The organism is Phenylobacterium sp. (genome assembly GCF_046291545.1).
In the GTDB taxonomy this organism is placed as follows: Bacteria; Pseudomonadota; Alphaproteobacteria; order Caulobacterales; family Caulobacteraceae; genus Phenylobacterium.
Window position 1 is genome coordinate 231,710 of the sequence record NZ_JBKBSM010000004.1, and the last position, 15,238, is coordinate 246,947.

A 15,238-nucleotide genomic window follows, 5' to 3' on the forward strand; every position below is an offset into this window, starting at 1 on the left:
AATGCGCAAGAGGGTGCTACGCCGGGGCGTTCGTGAGCGCGGCGGCCACATGAACGAGCCGGCGCTGCTGGGCGGGGTGGTGGCGTTCGACTTCGACGGCACCCTCACCGTCCGCGACAGTTTCACGGCCTTTCTGCGCTGGCGCGCGGGCGGGCTGCGCTATGCGCTGGGCCTTGCGCGGCTTGCCCCGGCGGCCGTGGCCTACCTGTTCCACCGCAGCCGGGGCCGGATCAAGGCCGCCGCCGTCCGCGAGTTCCTCAAGGGCGTTCCGCGGGCCCAGATCGAGGACGAGGCGCGGCGCTTCGCCGAGGAATCGGCCGTCGGACTCCTGCGGCCCGACGCCCTGCGCGTCTGGCGCGAGTGGCGCGCGCGCGAAGCCAAGCTGGTGATCGTGTCCGCCTCGCCCGACCTGGTGGTGGCGCCCTTCGCCCGCGGCCTTGCGGCCCATGCCCTGATCGCCACGCGCCTCGTCTATGACGCCGAGGACCGGATCGTCGGCACGTTCGATGGGGCGAATTGCCGCGGCGCGGAAAAGGTCCGCCGTCTGCACGAGGTCTTCGGCCCCGACCTGCGCCTGAAGGCGGCCTACGGCGACACCTCCGGCGACCGCGAGATGCTCGAGCTGGCTGAAGAGAAGGGCTATCGCGTCTTCAAGGAAAGACCCTGAGGTCAGCCGCGCTCCAGGCGCGGGACGCCCTGCAGGTCCAGGCCGATCACGCCGCGGCCCAACCGCTGGAGGCGCACCGGCGCCGCGCGCTCCTCCAGCCGTCGCCGAAGCAGGATCAGGCGCGCCTCCAGATTGTCCTTCAGATCCGGCAGCTTCAGGCTTGGCGCAAGGCGCAGCTCGCGATTGGTGAACTCGCGCCGGCCGCTTGCGGCGTGGGCCTCCAGAAGATGCGCCAGCAGCCGGCCGGGCACGCCCTTGATCAGATAGTCCCCGTCGATGAACACGCTGCCGTCGAAGTCGTAGCAGCGCACGACGAACGTGCGCCCGGCCAGACTCTCCGCAGCCGGGGCCGGCTCGGCGGCGCTCGAGGTGCGGCTCTCCAGCTCCGCCAGGCGCAGGCCGGCGGCGACCTGACCGGCCACCAGCGCCAGCGCGTTCTCGTCATCGGCCGAGAACGCGAACCGCTCCACCGATTCCATGAAGAGCACCCCGAAGAAGGTCTCGCGGGTAGCCATCGGCACGGCCAGTTGGCTTTGCGCCTCGCCAAGGGCGGGAAAGGGAATCGCCCGCTCGCTGTCGGCCTTGGCCACGGCCTTCACCGCGGCGACGAAGCGCCGGCCCCGGCTCATGTCGCTCAGCCGCACCGGCCGACGCGTGGCTGCGGCGACGCCGATGGCGCCGTCGCCGAAGGCGATCTGCGAGCCGACGCCGGCGGTCGCATAGCCTCGGCTCGCCAGGGTCGTCAGGTGGTCGCCGCTTTCGTCTGGCGTCAGCACCATGGCGTTCGGGAACCCGAACAGCTCGACCAGCCCATCGAGGGCGCGGTCGAGCATGGCGTCCGGATCGGCTTCCGCCGCGATCTCGGCCACCAGGCGCGCGGCCGCCCCCAGCCGGTCCACGCTCCTGCGCGGGGTCGGCGGCGGCGCGATGTCGGGCGGGTTCGGCGTCGCCTGGACATCGACCACCCGGTAGATGTCGGCGCTGCGCAGCGCCATCACCGCGCCCACGCCGTGCTGGCCCTCGCTGGCGCGCAACTGGGCGGCCATCCGCTCGAACAGGTCGCCCTCGGCCACGGCCGCCTCGTATCGGAGATCAAGGGCGTACTGGTCGCCGGTCAGGGCGTCGACCACCAGCACCGTCGCGCGTCCGGTGTCGCGCACATTGGCGGCAGTCTTGGAGAAGAACTGGTTGGACAGGGCCACGTGGTCGTCGTCCACCAGATGTACGTGCGACAGATAGGAGATGTTCGGCTCGCCCGAGGCGTCCGCCGTGGCGATGATCGAGGGGATCACCCCCTCGAAGCAGTTGCGGATCGCCCGGAGCTTCACCGTCACAGGGCGCTCTCCAGCCGCGCTCCTGCGTTGGGCCCCGGCGTCTGCCGGAACGCCTGGCGCGGCCTGAAGCTCACGCAGACCAGGTCCTCCAGGCAAAGCCAGCAGGCGATCTGCCGCTCCTGCACCCCGAGCCCCATGAGTTCGCGCGTCATCCGCTCGCAATAGGCGCGCGCCCGCGCGAGGTCGTCCGCGCCCGCCGCGCGCGCTGCGACGACATCGCCCTTCATCTGAAACGTCTGGTAGTCGTGAGGCCGGCAGAACGTGAACGCCATCGCCGCGTCGGAGACCATCGCCGCCACGGCCTGCGGCCACTGGGCGCGAGAGACGATCAGCTCCACCAGGCCGCCGCCGACGCGCCGCGCGCCGAGGGCGCGGGCCAGCACGGGCCGTCCGTCCCCCGAGACGGCCGCCGCCACCATCATCACCGGGCCTTCCAGAAAGGCGTTGAGGGTTTCGTCGACCATGTTCTCCCCGGCGCAGAGCAACCTACGCGGATAGGAATCTCTTAGGAACACCCTGGCCGGCTTAGGAACCATTTAGGAAGCCGGCGGTCCACAGGACGCCTAGACACCCGCGCCATCGACCGGCCGCTGTGGCCGGCGCCCACCGGGACGAGCACCATGCAAGACACCGACGCCTGCGCCCTGCCGCACGGCCGCTGGGACATCTACGGCCCCATTCACAAGGGCCTGCGCCTGGCTTCCACCGAACTGATGATCCGCCTGGGACGCGCGGACGGCCAGGACGCCGCCGCCGTACGGTCGGTGCTCGGCGACCTTCGCGAACACCTGCGCATCGCCGCCGGCCACCTGGACCACGAGGAGACCTTCATCCATCCGCTGCTTGCCGAGCGCCAGGGCGCGGCCGCCGAGCGCCTTGCCGAGCAGCACGAGGACCATCGCCGGGGCTTCGGCCGGCTGGAGCGCATGATCCAGACGGTGGAGACCGCCGGAAGCCAGGAACGCCCTGCCCGCCTGCGCGAGCTGTATCTCGCATTCTCACGCTTCGTGGCCGACGACCTCGCGCACATGCACGAGGAGGAGACCATCACCTGGCCCCTGCTTTGCGCCCTCTTCACCGACGAAGAGCTCGCGGCCCTGGAGATGCGCATCATCGCCTCCATCGATCCGGCGACGAACATGGCGATCATGCGGCGCATGATCCCGGCGATGACGCGCCAGGAGCGCGCGGCCCTGCTGGGCGGAATGCAGGCCTCGGCGCCCCCGGAGGTGTTCCGCGGCGTCATGGAAGGGGCGGCCCGCACCACCCTCACGGCCGCCGACTTCGCGGACCTGGAATCGCGGCTGTCCGTGGCCGCCTGAGGACTGGGCGCCGGCGCGCAGGGGTCTATCGTCGGCGCATGAAGCACGCCGGCGCCCACGCCCTCGAGCAGTTGTCGTCCCTGATCGCCCAGCTGCGCGGGCTGGAGGGGCTGGTCGAGCGCAGGCCGGGCGTCTTCTACCGCAAGGGCCGGGCCTTCCTGCATTTCCACGAGGACCCCTGCGGCCTCTTCGCCGACCTTCGCGGGCCCGCGGATCCCGATTTCGTGCGCTTCGACGTCTCGGGTCCTGACGGTAGGTCGTCCCTGCTCAGCGCGGCCAGGGCGCGCCTCTAGCCCGTGGGACGGGCCGCCCAGGGCTCGGTGCGTCCGATCACGGACAAGGGCGCGCCGTCCCGGATCGCGCGCAGGACGCCCGTGGAGATCTCGGCGTGCGTGAGCCACCGCGCAGCGCCGCCCTCGATCTCGAATCCCAGGATGACCTGGCTTAGCCGGCAGTCCGGCAGCCCCCTCGACACGTCCGCCGCGATCCGCAGGCGGTCGGGCCGCGCCGGGTCGGCGACGCCGCTGCCCAGCACCTGCACATAGAGCCCGGCCTCGCCGGGCGCGCCGACCGCCTCGGCCAGCCGCCGCGGCGCCTCGATCTTCAGGGTGTGGAACCAGGCGACGGCCAGGCCGATCCGCCCGTTCGCCGCCTCGGCCGCGCGCAGGGCCGCATCGAACGCGGCGAGGTTCTGGTAGTCGCAGTCGAAGCCGTCCACCGGCGCGCCTGGGTCCTTGACGAAGGACTCAGCGCCTCGGGCCAGGACGCTGACCCGCCAGCCGTCTAGGGCCAGGCCCCGGACCGCGCCGGCGAGCATGCCGGTGCCGCCGACCACGAGAGCGTGGCCGGCCATGGCGTCAGGCGGTCTCGCCTTCCTCGCGGCGTTCGTAGACGTGGTCGACCAGGCCCCAGGCCTTCGCCTCTTCGGCGGTCATGAAGTAGTCGCGGTCGAGGGTTTTCTCGACCTCTTCCACCGTCTGGCCGGTGTGCTTGGCGTAGATCTCGTTCAGACGGCGCTTGGTCTTGATGATGTCCTCGGCGTGGCGCTCGATGTCCGAGGCCTTGCCCGAGAAGCCGCCCGACGGCTGGTGGACCATGATGCGGGCGTTCGGCAGCGAGACCCGCATGCCCTTCTCGCCGGCCATCAGCAGGAACGAGCCCATCGAGGCGGCCATGCCCATGCACACCGTCGAGACCGGGCTCTTGATGTACTGCATGGTGTCGTAGATCGCGAGGCCCGACGTCACCACCCCGCCCGGGGAGTTGATGTACATCGAGATTTCCTTCTTGGGGTTCTCGGACTCCAGATAGAGGAGCTGAGAGCAGATCAGGGCCGACATGCCGTCTTCGACGGGGCCGTTCAGGAAGATGATCCGCTCCTTCAGGAGGCGCGAGAAGATGTCGAACGCGCGCTCCCCGCGGCTGGTCTGCTCGACCACCATGGGAACGAGGTTGAGCGCGGTCGTCTGCGGGTCACGCATGTTGCAAGAACCTTTTCGATGCGGGCGGGATGAGTCCCGCCCGTGTTCCCCCTTGATATCGCGTGCGGGCCGCCTGCGTGCAAGGCGGCCCGGCGTCGCTGGCCCGCCGCATCAGTCCGCGGCGTAGCCCTCCGGCATCTCGTCTTCCTTCAGAAGCTCCTCCTTGGAGACCTCCTGATCCTCGACCTTGGCCTTGGAGACGATCAGGTCGACGACCTTGTCCTCGAAGATCGGGGCGCGCAGCTGCGCCTGGAAATTGGGGTTCTGGCGCAGCAAGTCGAAGATCTGCTGGGCCTGGGCCCCATAGCGCATTGCCTCCTGGCGCATGGCCTCGCCCAGTTCCTGGTCGGTGACGACCACGTTGTTGGCCCGGCCGATCTCGGCGAGCACCAGCCCCAGGCGCACGCGGCGCTCGGCGATCTTGCGGTACTCGGTCTGGAGCTGCTCGTCGGACTTGTCGGCGTCTTCCGGCGGCAGGCCGCCGCGTTCCTTGTCGGCCTGAACCTGCTGCCAGATCACGCCGAACTCGGCTTCCACCATCTTCGGCGGCAGCGGGAAGTCGTGCTTGGTGTCGAGCTCGTCCAGCAGGGCGCGCTTGAGCTTGAAGCGCGAGGCGCCGGCGTACTGCTCCTCGAGGTTCTTGCGCAGCAGGTCCTTCAGCGCGTCCAGGCTTTCCAGGCCCAGGCGCTTGGCCAGCTCGTCGTCCACGACGGCGTCGACCGGCGCCTTCACTTCCTTGACGGTGACTTCGAACTCCGCGTCCTTCCCGGCCAGGTTCTTGGCCTGGTAGTCCTCGGGGAACTTGACGTTCACGGTGACGGTGGAGTCCGGTTTGGCGCCGACCAGTTGCTCCTCGAAGCCCGGGATGAACTGGCCCGAGCCGAGCGTCAGGGGCGTGTCGGTGGCCGAGCCGCCTTCGAAGGCGACGCCGTCGACGCGGCCGACGAAGTCGATGATCACCTGGTCGCCGTCCTTGGCCTTCACGCTCTTGCCGGTGCGCGGTTCATAGGTGCGCGCCTGCTTGGCCAGACCCTCGGCGGCCTCCTGCACTTCCTCGTCGGTCGGCTTGTAGACCGGGCGCGACAGCGACAGGGTGGCCGGGTCGACCGGGGTGAACTCCGGCATCAGCTCGACCGACATCTCGTAGGACAGGTCGGCCTTGCCCTCGATCACCCTCTCGATGTCGCCCTCGGGCTTCAGCTCGGGTTCGCCGGCCGGACGCAGGTTGTTGTCGGCGATGACCTTCTGCGTGGACTCGTTGAGCGCTTCCTGCACCACTTCGCTCATCAGGGCCTTGCCGTGCACCCGGCGCACGTGGGCGGGCGGCACCTTGCCGGGGCGGAAGCCCTTGATGTTGAGCTGCGGGGTGATCTCGGCGATCCGCGCGTCGAGGCGCTGGGCCAGCTCGGCCACGGGAACGGTCACGCCATAGACGCGGCTCAGGCCTTCACCGGACTTTTCAACGATCTGCATCGACATTCTTGAGTTCTTCGGACGCGGCGCGCAGCGCGCGCTTCGGATCCGCCTTTGCATGAAATGGTAAGCGCCGCCGGGGCCGCCGGCGGTGGGCGGGCTCTTATGTCACGCCGCCTTCACGCGTCCAAGCCCAAAGGTGGGGCCAGCACCTTGCCCGGATTGAGCACCCCCCTGGGGTCGAGCGCGGCCTTGAGCGTGCGCATAAGGGCGATCTCTTCGGGCGAGCGCGAGCGGTCCAGATAAGCCCGCTTCTGCAGGCCGATGCCGTGCTCGGCCGAGATGGATCCCCCCGCTTCGGCCAGGCGGTCATAGACCATGTCCTCGACCGCCTCGCGCGCCTCACGGTCGCCGACGCCGACGATCAGGTGCAGGTTTCCGTCGCCCAGATGGCCGAACACCACGAGGCTGGCGGCGGGCCACTTCGCCACCAGCGCCTCGCGCAGGCCCGCGAGATAGGCCTGCATCGCCGAGAGCTTCAGGCTGACGTCGAAGGTGAAGATCGGTCCGTTGCGCGCCACCTGGGCCACGTCGTCCCTCAGCGCCCACATCCGCCGGCGTTCGGCCTCGGACTTGGCGAGCGCGGCGTCCTCAACGAGGCCCTCCTCCAGAGCCCCGGCCAGCGCATCCTCGAGCCGCGCGGCGTCCGTCTCCTGGTCGCCGCCCATGGTCTCCACCAGGACGTAGAAGGCCGAGCCGTGCGGCAGCACCGGCGCGCCGGCCGCCGGCGGGGTGGTGACCAGCTCGTAGAACTCGGGCCACATCACCTCGAAGGCCGACAGTCCGCCGGCCAGTTCCCGCTCCAGGCGCCGAAGAAGCGCGGGCAGCGCCTCGAAACGGCTCACCGCCAGGAACGCGGTGTTCTGGCTGGCTGGCGCCGGGCGCAGCCGCAGCACCGCGCGTGTCACCACCCCGAGCGTGCCCTCCGAGCCGATGAACAGCTGCTTCAGGTCGTAGCCGGTGTTGTTCTTGATCAACGGGTTCAGGGCCGAGACCACGGTCCCGTCCGCCAGCACCGCCTCCAGCCCCAGCACCATCTCGCGCATCATGCCGTAGCGCAGCACCCGGTTGCCGCCGGCGTTCGTGGAGACGGTCCCGCCGATGGTGGCCGACCCGCGCGAGCCGAGGTCCAGCGGCAGCAGCAGCCCCTGCGCCTCCGCCGCCTCGGCGGCCGCCTGCAGCGGCGCGCCGGCCTGGACGGTCATGGTGGCGCCGTCCCGGTCGATCTCCTCGATCCTGTTCATGCGCTCCAGGGACAGGGCGATCGCGTCCTGCGCATAGATCCCGTCCACAAGGCCTGTGCGCCCGCCCCAGGGGACGACCGCTGCGCCCGCCGCGTTCGCCAAGCGCAGCACCGTCGAGACGTCCTCGGTCGATGCGGGCCGCACCACCGCCGCCGGGGCGCCTGGCCGGGTCCAGGGGGTGAAGGCCGCGGCCTCGGCGTCCGCGCCCGTCAGGACCGCGCCGGGGCCGAGGGCCGTTTTCAGTTGATCGATGAGCTCTTGCATCGGCGCATCCTCCCGATGGGAAGACTATGGCCGATCGGCCGGCCTCGCACGCTTGATCGGCGTCAATCGGCGGGCTGGTGCGGGTGAGAGGACTCGAACCTCCACGCCTTGCGGCGCTGGAACCTAAATCCAGTGCGTCTACCAGTTCCGCCACACCCGCACTGGCCACGCCTTTCGGACCGAAGCGCTCCGGCGTCAAGCGTGTTCCCGGATGACATCCGGCCCGCGCCGCGCCAGAACGCGGCCATGCTTCGCCGCGTGCTGTTCGTCCATTCCAACTTCCCGGCCCAGTTCCGCGACCTCGCCAGCGACCTCGTCGCCCGCGGCGTCGAGTGCGCCGCCATTGGCGCGCGCACCGCCCCCGGACTGCCCGGGGTGAAGCTGATGACCTGGGCCAACGAAAAGGGCTCGACGCCGGGGATCCTGCCCCTCGCCACCCGGGCGGAGGCCGATTTCATCCGCGGCCGGGCCGCCTTGGACGCGGCCTTCGCGCTGAAGGCCGAGGGGTTCGTGCCGGACCTGATCGTCGGCCATCCCGGCTGGGGCGAGACGGTGTTCCTGGGCGAACCCTTCCCGCAGGCGCGGCGCATCCTCTTCTCGGAATACTTCTACAAGGGGCGCGGCGGCGACATCGACTTCGACGAGGAGTTCATCCCCACGACGCTGGAGTCCATCCTGGGCGGCACGGCCAAGAACGCGGTCCTGTCGCTGGCGCTGACCCAGGCCGACGCCATCGTCTGCCCCACCCGCTTTCAGGCCGACACCCATCCCAGCGTTTTCCAGCGGCGCATCCGCCTGATCCACGAAGGCGTGGACACCAACGCCATCCGTCCGGCGCCGCCCAGACCCCTGGTTCTCCCCGACGGGCTGCGGATCGAGCCCGGCGCGCCCCTGATCACGCATGTGAACCGGCACCTGGAGCCGCTGCGCGGACTGCACGTCTTCCTGAGGGCCCTGCCCCGCCTGCAGGCCGAAGTCCCTGACGCCCAGGTGCTGATCGTCGGCTCGGAGAGCGAGCGTGGCTACGGCGGCTCGCCCCCCGGCGGAGGCAGTTGGAAGGCCGCCTGCCTGGCCGGCGTCGAGGACCGGCTGGACATGTCGCGGGTGCGTTTCCTCGGCCGCCTGCCGCACGCCCAGATGCTGGCGGCGCTGCGCGCGTCGACGGCGCACGTCTACTACAGCTACCCCTTCGTCCTTTCCTGGTCCCTGCTAGAGGCGATGGCCAGCGGTTGCTACGTCATCGGCTCCGACACAGCGCCGGTCCGCGACGCCTTGGCGGACGGCGTCAACGGCCGGCTGCTCGACTTCTTCGACGTGGACGGCCTCTCGGAGGCGCTGATCGACGCCTGCCGGCGCCCGGCCGCCTTCGGCGAGCTGCGCGCGGCCGCCCGGGCGACGGCCGTCGAGCGCTTCGACGCCGCGGCCGGACGCCGAGCCTGGCTCTCCCTCATCGACGAGGTGACGGCGGGCTCCTAGGCGTGCGCCAGCATCGGCCAGAGCGACAGCACCAGCAACGCGGCCATCAGCAGGTTGAACGCCCGCAGCGTCCCCGGCCTGTCCAGAAACCGGCGCAGCCCCACCCCGAATCCGGTCCATAGCCCGACGCATGGCAGGTTCACGGCCGTGAACACCAGGCCCATCAGAACCAGGTTTGCGACATAGCCCGACTGGGGCGTGTAGGCGGCCACGCCGCTGACCGCCATCGCCCAGGCCTTGGGATTGACCCACTGGAAGCCCGCGGCCTGCAGGAAGGTCATCGGCCGCGCGCCGGCCGACGCCGCGCTCAGGCCCTTGGCGGTCGCGAGCTTCCAGGCCAGCCACAGCAGATAGGCGCAGCCGGCCACCTTGAGCAGGTCGTGCAGCACCGGATAGGCGGCGAACAGCCCTCCCAGGCCGAACCCCACGGCCAGGATCAGCACCAGGAAGCCCAGGGAGACGCCCATCAGGTGGGGCACGGTTCGCCGAAGGCCGAAGTTTGCGCCCGAGGCCATCAGCATGGTGTTGTTCGGCCCCGGGGTGATGGAGGAGACGAAGGCGAAAAGAGTGAGCGCCGCCAGAAGGTCAGGCGTGAACGACGTGGGCGGGGTGGTCATCGGAGGCTCCGCTGGAAGGTCCGGCGGCGGCGGAGGTCCTCAACCGGTCCCCTTTCCGTCGCCGGAAAGGGTGGGTCGGCTTGGTCCTGGACTTCAGGCCCTCAGCGTCCGCGCCCTCTCCGCAGGTCGGCAGCGATCATCCCCCAGGCGGCTTGGGCCTGGCGGGCGGCGGCTGCGATTGCGGCGGCTACGGAAGTGCGGGTCATGGTCGTGTCCGGTCGACGCGCTTTGCGTCGCAGCCGCAGCTAGCATGAAGCGGCAAGCTGCGCCATAGGTTGTCTAGAGGGGCCCCGCCCCGTGCAGGCGCCGAAGAATCGCCGGCGTCAGGCCCGGCAGGTCCTCGGCGATCAGCCCCGGCCCGTGAAGCTCAGCCGCCTCGGCGTGGATCCAGGCCCCCGCGCAGGCCGCCTCGAAGCTCTCCATGCCCTGGGCGATCAGCCCGGCGACGAGCCCCGCCAGCACGTCCCCGGAGCCGGCCGTGGCCAGCCAGGGCGAACCGTTGGTGTTGACGGCCGCGCGACCGTCCGGCGCGGCGATCACCGTATCAGCGCCCTTCAGCAGGACCACCGCCCCGGCGCGGGTCGCCGCGGCCCGCGCCGCGGAGATCCGCTCGGCCGAGCTCTTCAGGAGCCCCGGGAACAGCCTGTCGAACTCCCCCGGATGCGGGGTCAGCACGTCGTCCCGGTCCAGCACCGAGAACAGCTCCTCTGGGTCCTCGCGAAACACCGTGATCGCGTCGGCGTCGATCACCAGCGCCGCGCCGGTGCGGGCCAGCGCCAGCACGTTGAGGAGCGTGGTCTCGCTGACGCCGGCCGCGGGACCGACCACCGCGCAGTCCACGTCGCCCGCCGCCGCCTCCAGCTCAGCGTCCGTCTCGAAGGGGCGCAGCATCACCGCTTCCAGGTGGGCGGCGTTCACGGCCAGCGCCTCCGGCGGCGAAAGCACGGTCACGACCCCCGCCCCCGCCCTTAGACCGGCGCGTGCCGCCAGCCGGGCCGCCCCCGTGTTCCAGGCCGCCCCGGACACCACGATCATGCGGCCGCGCGCGTGCTTGTGAGAGGCCGCGGTCGGCCAGGGGAAGCGCGCCAGCCACAGCTCCGGCGTGTTCTCGAAAAGGGAGCCGCCGGATTCGGCCAGGCCGATGTCGGCGACCAGCACCTCGCCGCATCGCTCCCGGGCGGGCTCCAGCACGTGGGCCGGCTTCTTGGCGTGGAAGGTGACGGTCAGGCCCGCGACCACCGAGGCCGCCGCCGGCTCGGCCAGGTCGCCGAACAGGCCGCTCGGCACGTCCACGGCCACGACACGCTCCGGATGCTCGGAGATTCTCAGGGCCGCCGCCGCTGCTGCGCCCTCCAGCGGTCGCGACAGCCCGGCGCCGAACATGGCGTCCACCACCAGGGCCCGTTCGTCGATGGCGCCTGCATCCAGGGGGCCGGTTTCGCCATCCCACAGCGCCGCCGCGGCGCGGGCGTCCGCCGTGGTGGGCGCGGCCAGCGCCTGCACGGCGACCGGCCAGCCCTCGGCCTTCAGCAGGCGCGCGACGACGTAGCCGTCGCCGCCATTGTTGCCGGGTCCGCAGAGCACGACGACGGGGCGCGGAGCGAAACGCTCGACCACCGCCTCGGCGACGGCCGCCCCCGCCCGCTCCATGAGCACCGTCCCCGGGGTTCCGGCGGCGATCGCCGCGCGGTCGGCGGCGGCGATCTCCGTCACCGTCAGGATCCTGCGCGCCGTCACCTGGCCCTCCGGTTCTCAGAGCACGGTGGTGGAGGCTTCGGGGCCCTTGGCGACCAGCCTCAGCACGCGGCCGTCCGTTTCCAGGACCGTGATCGAGGCGTGGTCGGGGCGGAAGCTGATGACCCGGTCCTCGCCGGCCAGGGTCGAGAGCACCGCGTTGATGGCGACGAAATGGCTGAACACGGCGGTGTCGCCGCGGGCGACCAGGGACTGGGCGATCGCGCGCCGCCAGGCGTCATAGTCCAGGTCGCCTTCGATCTCCCGCCAGAGGCCGCCGAACGCCTTGCGCAGCCAGGCGCCGCGAGCGTCGTGGGCGACGCCCGCCGGGGTCGGAATCTCTCCGACCGCCGGGTCGATCGTCGGCTCCACCCCCAGGGCCTCGGCCAGGGGCTGAGCGGTCTCGCGGCAGCGTCGAAGGGGCGAGCTCACCACCAGTCTCGGCCGCTCCGGCGCCGGCAGGGCCAGGAGCTGGTCCCGGGCCGCGCGCGCCTGCGCCTGCCCGGTCTCGTCGAGGCCCGGATCGACGTCGGCGTGCGCATCGCCCCATGCGGCGGCGGGTTTGCCGTGGCGGATGAGATAGAGGCGCGGCATGAGCGGGTCCGGAACTGAAGCTGCGCCGCGCGCCAGATGGGCGGCGCGGCCGGGGCGACCGCGAACGGCCGAGGCGTATGGGCCATGCGGCGACCGCGTTGTCACCCCCCTTTTCAGCCCCGCGGATCGGTCCGCAACCCGCGCGAACCGCCGCAATCTTCAGCAGCACGGCCGCCGGGAAGGCTGCGGGCGCCCGGCCGAGACGCACGCGGCGGGCCGATTGCGGGCCCATCCGCCCCCTCGCTTGCGCCGTGCGCCCCCGTCAGGCGCTCTGACGGCGCGATCGCGAGGCTTTCGCGACTGCGTTCCGGGGCGAATTCCGCGATGATCGTTTTTTGCGCGACCGCTGCTCAGTTCTTGGGCGCCGATGGAAAGGCGCCGCGTCGCAGCGGATCGCCCGCCCGCGCCCCCTTGCGCGGCGCCGCGTCGGCGTGCTCCGTCGCGGCGGTCGCACAGGACGGCCCGATAAGTACAAGCTGAGCCATGAAAAAAGTCGAAGCCATCATCAAGCCCTTCAAGCTGGACGAAGTGAAGGAGGCTCTGCAGGAGCTGGGCGTCCAGGGCATGACGGTGATGGAAGCCAAGGGCTACGGCCGCCAGAAGGGGCACACCGAGCTCTACCGCGGCGCCGAGTACGTGGTCGACTTCCTGCCCAAAATCAAAATCGAGGTGGTGATCGCTGACGATCAGCTCGACCCCGTCCTCGAAGCCATCACCGGCGCCGCCCGCACGGGGCGCATCGGCGACGGCAAGATCTTCGTGTCCGAAATCACCGACGTCCTGCGTATCCGGACCGGCGAGAGCGGCGCGCAAGCGATCTGAAGAACTTCACCGAGTTTCCGAAGGGGATAACAATATGGCCACAGCAAAAGACATCCTGAACCTGATCAAGGAAAAGGAAGTCAAATACGTCGACGTCCGCTTCACCGACATGCGCGGCAAGATGCAGCACGTCACCTTCGACATCGACCTGGTCGACGACGACTTCCTGACCGACGGCACCATGTTCGACGGCTCCTCGATCGCCGGCTGGAAGGCGATCAACGAGTCCGACATGAAGCTGCGTCCGGACCTCGACAGCGCCTACATCGATCCCTTCTACCAGCAGACCACGCTCTGCCTGTTCTGCGACGTCCTGAACCCCGACACCAACACGCCGTACAACCGCGACCCGCGCTCGATCGCCAAGGCCGCCCTGAACTACGTGCGCTCGGCGGGCGTGGGCGACACCGTCTACTTCGGCCCCGAGGCCGAGTTCTTCATCTTCGACGACGTGCGCTGGTCCACCCAGCCGCACAACACCGGCTACACCTACGACTCCGTCGAGCTGCCGGTGAACTCGGCCAAGGAATACGCCGAGGGCAACATGGGCCACCGCCCGGGCCCGAAGGGCGGCTACTTCCCGGTCAACCCGGTGGACTCCGGCCAGGACCTGCGCGGCGAAATGCTGGCGGTGATGGGCGAACTGGGCATGCAGCCCGAAAAGCACCACCATGAGGTGGCGCCGGCCCAGCACGAACTCGGCCTGAAGTTCTCCGACCTGCTGACGATGGCCGACCGCCTGCAGCTCTACAAGTACGTGATCCACAACGTGGCTGCGGCCTACGGCAAGACCGCCACCTTTATGGCCAAGCCGATGTTCGCCGACAACGGCTCGGGCATGCACGTGCACCAGTCGATCTGGAAGGACGGCAAGCCGATGTTCGCCGGCGACAAGTACGCCGGGCTGTCGGACATGTGCCTCTACTACATCGGCGGCATCATCAAGCACGCCAAGGCCATCAACGCCTTCTCCAACTCCACCACCAACAGCTACAAGCGCCTGGTGCCCGGCTACGAAGCCCCGGTGAAGCTGGCCTACTCGGCCCGCAACCGCTCGGCCTCGATCCGCATCCCGCACGTGGACAGCCCCAAGGCCAAGCGGATCGAAGCCCGCTTCCCCGACCCGATGGGCAACCCCTACCTGACCTTCGTGGCCCTGCTGATGGCCGGCCTCGACGGGATCGAGAACAAGATCGATCCGGGTCCGGCGATGGACAAGAACCTCTATGACCTGCCGCCCCGCGAGCAGAAGAAGGTTCCGGAAGTCTGCGGCAGCCTGCGCGAAGCCCTGGAGAGCCTCGACAAGGACCGCGCCTTCCTCAAGAAGGGCGGCGTCATGGATGACGACTTCATCGACAGCTACATCGAGCTGAAGATGGAGGAAGTGATGCGGCTGCAACTGCACCCGCACCCGGTCGAATTCGACATGTACTTCAAGTGCTGATCGCCAGCGTTTGAAGTCGGGCGAGAAGGGCCGCGGAGCGATCCGCGGCCCTTTTCACATCCTGCCCGCCGGATCAGCCGCCAGACGCGCGGTCCAGTCGGCGAAGCGCCCCGTCCACCTCGACGGACACGTCGATGTCGATCCCCGTCCTGTCCCGTCGCCAGGAACGTGCGTCGGATATCACCTGGGCCACGTCGCGCACGTAGGCCGCGACGGCCGCCGAAGCGGCCTCCAGCCCCGTGACGCTGACGACGTACGGCGGCTCGACGTCCACCCCGCCTCCCCAGATCATCGATTCGATCAGGGCGTCGGGACTGCGTCTGTGATGGACGCAGGCGCCCAGCGCTCGCAGGAGGTCGTCGTAGAAGTCGCCCACCGTCCGCCACTGCGTGGCGTCCAGTTCGATTCGGCGCACGACCGTCTCCTGGCGGCGGCCTGCAGCCGCCGCCACGGTTCAGAGCTTCTGCGCGATGAACCAGTAGACGGCGAACATCACCGCGCCCGGCGCGGCGTAGCAGCCCGCGAACAGCCACGGCGACGGGTTTTCGGGCAGGACCGATGAGATCGCCGACCCGATCAAGACGGTCAGGAAGATCGCCGCCGCCGTGCCGACGATGTTCACGGCTTCCCGGGGCAGGCTTCGGAACAGCGACGCGGGGCCGCGGTTGCTGATGTCAGACATATCCTTCCTCCACGACGGACGGCTGCGCATTTCGTGTGTCGCCGCCGCAATGGCGTCGCCCGGCGCTGTTCCGCACGTCTGAAG

17 protein-coding genes and 1 tRNA gene are annotated in these 15,238 nt (G+C 70.1%); 6 read left to right on the plus strand and 12 right to left on the minus strand.

What is annotated here, in order from left to right:
• The first annotated feature begins 49 nt into the window (after positions 1-49).
• A complete protein-coding gene (locus tag ACK4YQ_RS12235; protein WP_409611687.1) occupies positions 50-667 on the plus strand; it encodes an HAD-IB family hydrolase in 618 nt (205 codons plus the stop codon).
• Between the two features lie 2 nt (positions 668-669).
• On the opposite strand, the gene ACK4YQ_RS12240 is transcribed toward ACK4YQ_RS12235, so the two are convergent.
• Positions 670-2,001: a GAF domain-containing protein gene (locus ACK4YQ_RS12240; protein ID WP_409611688.1), complete on the minus strand. Its 1,332-nt coding sequence runs from the start codon at positions 1,999-2,001 to the stop codon at positions 670-672.
• Positions 1,998-2,465 (minus strand): hypothetical protein, encoded by a 468-nt coding sequence (locus ACK4YQ_RS12245; RefSeq protein ID WP_409611689.1) that lies wholly within the window; start codon positions 2,463-2,465, stop codon positions 1,998-2,000. Before ACK4YQ_RS12245 ends, ACK4YQ_RS12240 begins: the two co-directional genes overlap by 4 nt.
• Positions 2,466-2,621: 156 nt before the next feature.
• Here ACK4YQ_RS12245 and ACK4YQ_RS12250 point away from each other — a divergent pair, with 156 nt between their 5' ends.
• Together ACK4YQ_RS12250 and ACK4YQ_RS12255 are read left to right on the plus strand one after the other, a co-directional pair.
• Positions 2,622-3,323 (plus strand): hemerythrin domain-containing protein, encoded by a 702-nt coding sequence (locus tag ACK4YQ_RS12250; RefSeq protein ID WP_409611690.1) that lies wholly within the window; start codon positions 2,622-2,624, stop codon positions 3,321-3,323.
• 38 nt (positions 3,324-3,361) lie between these two features.
• Positions 3,362-3,616 (plus strand): hypothetical protein, encoded by a 255-nt coding sequence (locus ACK4YQ_RS12255; RefSeq protein ID WP_409611691.1) that lies wholly within the window; start codon positions 3,362-3,364, stop codon positions 3,614-3,616.
• On the opposite strand, the gene ACK4YQ_RS12260 is transcribed toward ACK4YQ_RS12255, so the two are convergent.
• The 5 genes from ACK4YQ_RS12260 to ACK4YQ_RS12280 form a co-directional block, all read right to left on the minus strand.
• Positions 3,613-4,176, minus strand: coding sequence for a hypothetical protein (locus ACK4YQ_RS12260; protein ID WP_409611692.1), 564 nt, complete (start codon positions 4,174-4,176; stop codon positions 3,613-3,615). The two genes, ACK4YQ_RS12255 and ACK4YQ_RS12260, sit on opposite strands and share 4 nt — an antisense overlap.
• Before the next feature lie 4 nt (positions 4,177-4,180).
• Complete coding sequence (locus tag ACK4YQ_RS12265) at positions 4,181-4,804, minus strand: ATP-dependent Clp protease proteolytic subunit (RefSeq protein ID WP_409611693.1); 624 nt, start codon at positions 4,802-4,804, stop codon at positions 4,181-4,183.
• Between the two features lie 111 nt (positions 4,805-4,915).
• Entirely contained in the window at positions 4,916-6,277 is a 1,362-nt protein-coding gene (gene tig / locus ACK4YQ_RS12270; RefSeq protein WP_409611755.1) for a trigger factor, read from the minus strand.
• 119 nt (positions 6,278-6,396) lie between these two features.
• Positions 6,397-7,785 carry an FAD-binding oxidoreductase gene (locus tag ACK4YQ_RS12275; RefSeq protein ID WP_409611694.1) on the minus strand — a complete coding sequence of 463 codons (1,389 nt, stop codon included), beginning with the start codon at positions 7,783-7,785 and terminating at the stop codon, positions 6,397-6,399.
• Positions 7,786-7,860: 75 nt separating this feature from the next.
• A tRNA-Leu gene (locus tag ACK4YQ_RS12280) sits at positions 7,861-7,945 on the minus strand.
• Between the two features lie 86 nt (positions 7,946-8,031).
• Between ACK4YQ_RS12280 and ACK4YQ_RS12285 the strand changes: the two genes are divergently transcribed.
• Positions 8,032-9,261: a glycosyltransferase gene (locus ACK4YQ_RS12285; protein ID WP_409611695.1), complete on the plus strand. Its 1,230-nt coding sequence runs from the start codon at positions 8,032-8,034 to the stop codon at positions 9,259-9,261.
• Here ACK4YQ_RS12285 and ACK4YQ_RS12290 read toward each other — a convergent pair.
• The 3 genes from ACK4YQ_RS12290 to ACK4YQ_RS12300 all read right to left on the minus strand — a co-directional run bounded on the left by ACK4YQ_RS12290 (position 9,258) and on the right by ACK4YQ_RS12300 (position 12,206).
• On the minus strand, positions 9,258-9,878 hold the full coding sequence (locus ACK4YQ_RS12290; protein WP_409611696.1) for a LysE family translocator: 621 nt from the start codon (positions 9,876-9,878) through the stop codon (positions 9,258-9,260). The two genes, ACK4YQ_RS12285 and ACK4YQ_RS12290, sit on opposite strands and share 4 nt — an antisense overlap.
• A gap of 279 nt (positions 9,879-10,157) precedes the next feature.
• The gene (locus ACK4YQ_RS12295) at positions 10,158-11,615 is read right to left on the minus strand and encodes an NAD(P)H-hydrate dehydratase (RefSeq protein ID WP_409611697.1); all 1,458 of its coding nucleotides are present in this window, start codon (positions 11,613-11,615) and stop codon (positions 10,158-10,160) included.
• A gap of 15 nt (positions 11,616-11,630) precedes the next feature.
• Complete coding sequence (locus ACK4YQ_RS12300) at positions 11,631-12,206, minus strand: histidine phosphatase family protein (RefSeq protein ID WP_409611698.1); 576 nt, start codon at positions 12,204-12,206, stop codon at positions 11,631-11,633.
• A 483-nt stretch (positions 12,207-12,689) separates the two neighbouring features.
• Between ACK4YQ_RS12300 and ACK4YQ_RS12305 the strand changes: the two genes are divergently transcribed.
• Together ACK4YQ_RS12305 and glnA are read left to right on the plus strand one after the other, a co-directional pair.
• Positions 12,690-13,028, plus strand: a complete 339-nt coding sequence (locus tag ACK4YQ_RS12305) for a P-II family nitrogen regulator (RefSeq protein ID WP_409611699.1) — start codon at positions 12,690-12,692, stop codon at positions 13,026-13,028.
• A 34-nt stretch (positions 13,029-13,062) separates the two neighbouring features.
• Entirely contained in the window at positions 13,063-14,472 is a 1,410-nt protein-coding gene (gene glnA / locus ACK4YQ_RS12310) for a type I glutamate--ammonia ligase (protein WP_409611700.1), read from the plus strand.
• Between the two features lie 73 nt (positions 14,473-14,545).
• Here the strand turns inward: glnA and ACK4YQ_RS12315 are convergent, their stop codons facing one another.
• Both ACK4YQ_RS12315 and ACK4YQ_RS12320 read right to left on the minus strand, forming a co-directional pair.
• Positions 14,546-14,887 (minus strand): hypothetical protein, encoded by a 342-nt coding sequence (locus tag ACK4YQ_RS12315; protein WP_409611701.1) that lies wholly within the window; start codon positions 14,885-14,887, stop codon positions 14,546-14,548.
• A gap of 39 nt (positions 14,888-14,926) precedes the next feature.
• On the minus strand, positions 14,927-15,154 hold the full coding sequence (locus ACK4YQ_RS12320; RefSeq protein ID WP_409611702.1) for a hypothetical protein: 228 nt from the start codon (positions 15,152-15,154) through the stop codon (positions 14,927-14,929).
• Positions 15,155-15,238: the final 84 nt, after the last annotated feature.

Excerpts from the sequence above, each read along its gene's own strand:
- tig (WP_409611755.1), bottom strand. The coding sequence starts at position 6,277 with ATGCAGATCGTTGAAAAGTCCGGTGAAGGCCTGAGCCGCGTCTATGGC.
- ACK4YQ_RS12300 (WP_409611698.1), bottom strand. The coding sequence starts at position 12,206 with ATGCCGCGCCTCTATCTCATCCGCCACGGCAAACCCGCCGCCGCATGG.
- ACK4YQ_RS12265 (WP_409611693.1), bottom strand. The coding sequence starts at position 4,804 with ATGCGTGACCCGCAGACGACCGCGCTCAACCTCGTTCCCATGGTGGTC.
- ACK4YQ_RS12320 (WP_409611702.1), bottom strand. The coding sequence starts at position 15,154 with ATGTCTGACATCAGCAACCGCGGCCCCGCGTCGCTGTTCCGAAGCCTG.
- ACK4YQ_RS12285 (WP_409611695.1), top strand. The coding sequence starts at position 8,032 with ATGCTTCGCCGCGTGCTGTTCGTCCATTCCAACTTCCCGGCCCAGTTC.
- glnA (WP_409611700.1), top strand. The coding sequence starts at position 13,063 with ATGGCCACAGCAAAAGACATCCTGAACCTGATCAAGGAAAAGGAAGTC.
- ACK4YQ_RS12275 (WP_409611694.1), bottom strand. The coding sequence starts at position 7,785 with ATGCAAGAGCTCATCGATCAACTGAAAACGGCCCTCGGCCCCGGCGCG.
- ACK4YQ_RS12305 (WP_409611699.1), top strand. The coding sequence starts at position 12,690 with ATGAAAAAAGTCGAAGCCATCATCAAGCCCTTCAAGCTGGACGAAGTG.
- ACK4YQ_RS12250 (WP_409611690.1), top strand. The coding sequence starts at position 2,622 with ATGCAAGACACCGACGCCTGCGCCCTGCCGCACGGCCGCTGGGACATC.
- ACK4YQ_RS12245 (WP_409611689.1), bottom strand. The coding sequence starts at position 2,465 with ATGGTCGACGAAACCCTCAACGCCTTTCTGGAAGGCCCGGTGATGATG.
- ACK4YQ_RS12235 (WP_409611687.1), top strand. The coding sequence starts at position 50 with ATGAACGAGCCGGCGCTGCTGGGCGGGGTGGTGGCGTTCGACTTCGAC.
- ACK4YQ_RS12255 (WP_409611691.1), top strand. The coding sequence starts at position 3,362 with ATGAAGCACGCCGGCGCCCACGCCCTCGAGCAGTTGTCGTCCCTGATC.
- ACK4YQ_RS12290 (WP_409611696.1), bottom strand. The coding sequence starts at position 9,878 with ATGACCACCCCGCCCACGTCGTTCACGCCTGACCTTCTGGCGGCGCTC.
- ACK4YQ_RS12260 (WP_409611692.1), bottom strand. The coding sequence starts at position 4,176 with ATGGCCGGCCACGCTCTCGTGGTCGGCGGCACCGGCATGCTCGCCGGC.